The following is a 1137-nucleotide window of genomic DNA, read 5'->3' on the forward strand; positions in this document are numbered from 1 at the left end:
CCAGGTCCACACCGTCTGCCACGGCCCGAACACCGCCGGCAGATCCCGCCACGCGATCCCCGTCCGATACCGGTACACGATCCCCTCCACCATCGTTCGAGCGTCGGAGAACTTCCGCCCCGGCCGGCCCGTGGGACGCGGCAGCATCCCCTCGATCAACGACCACTGAGCATCAGAGAGCATCTGAAACCGCGACACCCCTCGAGACTCTCAGCCGCAGCCCCCAACCTTTGTCAGACACGCCCTAGGAGAGTCCCTCATGTCCACACCCGCATCACTTCCGTATGCCTTCGTCGCCAAGATCGTCGCGGCCGATGGACAGCACGACGCGCTCGCCGATCTGCTCGCCGGCGCTGTCGCACTCGCCAACGAAGAAGTAGGAACGATTGTCTGGTTCGCGGTCAGGACCCACGCCGACACCTTCTGGATCTTCGATGCATTCCCCGACGAGGCCGCTCGCGACGCCCACGCCAACGGCGCCATCGTCGCAGCCCTGATGGCCAACCAGCACCTCCTCAGCGCAGCACCCGAGATCCTGGCGGCCGACGTCCTCGCGTCCAAGCTCCCGTAGTCCGCCAACGCACGAGACGATCGCGCCCCGCCGAGCCGTCGCCAGGTCGCGACGCAACGCCATGCTGCGTTGCCGAGCGGTGCGAGGCCTATCGGCACACGGACAGGATGCCGGCCGCGAGCGCTCAGCCGGCGAGGGGTCCGTCGCAAAGGAGAGCGACGTCGGTGTCGGGCAGAGCCGTGAGGCCAGCGCATCGCGCGACCACCAGAACCGAACCGCCCCTGACCTGCGTTTCCGCAGGTCAGGGGCGGTTCGCCGGAAGCCGGGCGTGAAGCAGGAACTGGTGACAACTGATCGTTAGTGCCGGGAGGCGCTGGCGTCGAGGAAGGCAACCGTCCCGGTCAGACCGCGGTGGACGCTGCCGAGGCTCGTGAACTGAAGAAGCGGGTCCGCCTCCTCGAACAGGAGAACGAGGTCCTCCGGCGAGCGGCGGCGTATCTGTCGCAGGCGAACCTGAAATTCGGTGGATCCCCAAAATGACGTACCGCTCGTGTCTGAGCTCGCCGACGCGGGGATCCCCGTGACGGTGTCGTGCCGGGTGCTCAAGCTCGCCCGTCAGCCCTACT

General features: G+C 67.2%; 2 protein-coding genes. One reads left to right on the forward strand and one right to left on the reverse strand.

The window, feature by feature from the left end:
• A partial coding sequence (locus B5M43_RS14860) for a transposase (RefSeq protein ID WP_230667981.1) occupies positions 1-198 on the reverse strand: 198 nt, incomplete at its 3' end.
• 61 nt (positions 199-259) lie between these two features.
• Between B5M43_RS14860 and B5M43_RS14865 the strand changes: the two genes are divergently transcribed.
• Positions 260-571: a putative quinol monooxygenase gene (locus tag B5M43_RS14865; protein WP_027020518.1), complete on the forward strand. Its 312-nt coding sequence runs from the start codon at positions 260-262 to the stop codon at positions 569-571.
• The last annotated feature ends 566 nt before the right edge of the window (positions 572-1137 follow it).

This window comes from Microbacterium sp. MEC084 (genome assembly GCF_004514465.2).
GTDB lineage: Bacteria > Actinomycetota > Actinomycetes > Actinomycetales > Microbacteriaceae > Microbacterium.

What these genes read in the sequence shown, in the direction of transcription:
- B5M43_RS14865 (WP_027020518.1), top strand. Translation starts at nt 260, where the DNA reads ATGTCCACACCCGCATCACTTCCGTATGCCTTCGTCGCCAAGATCGTC.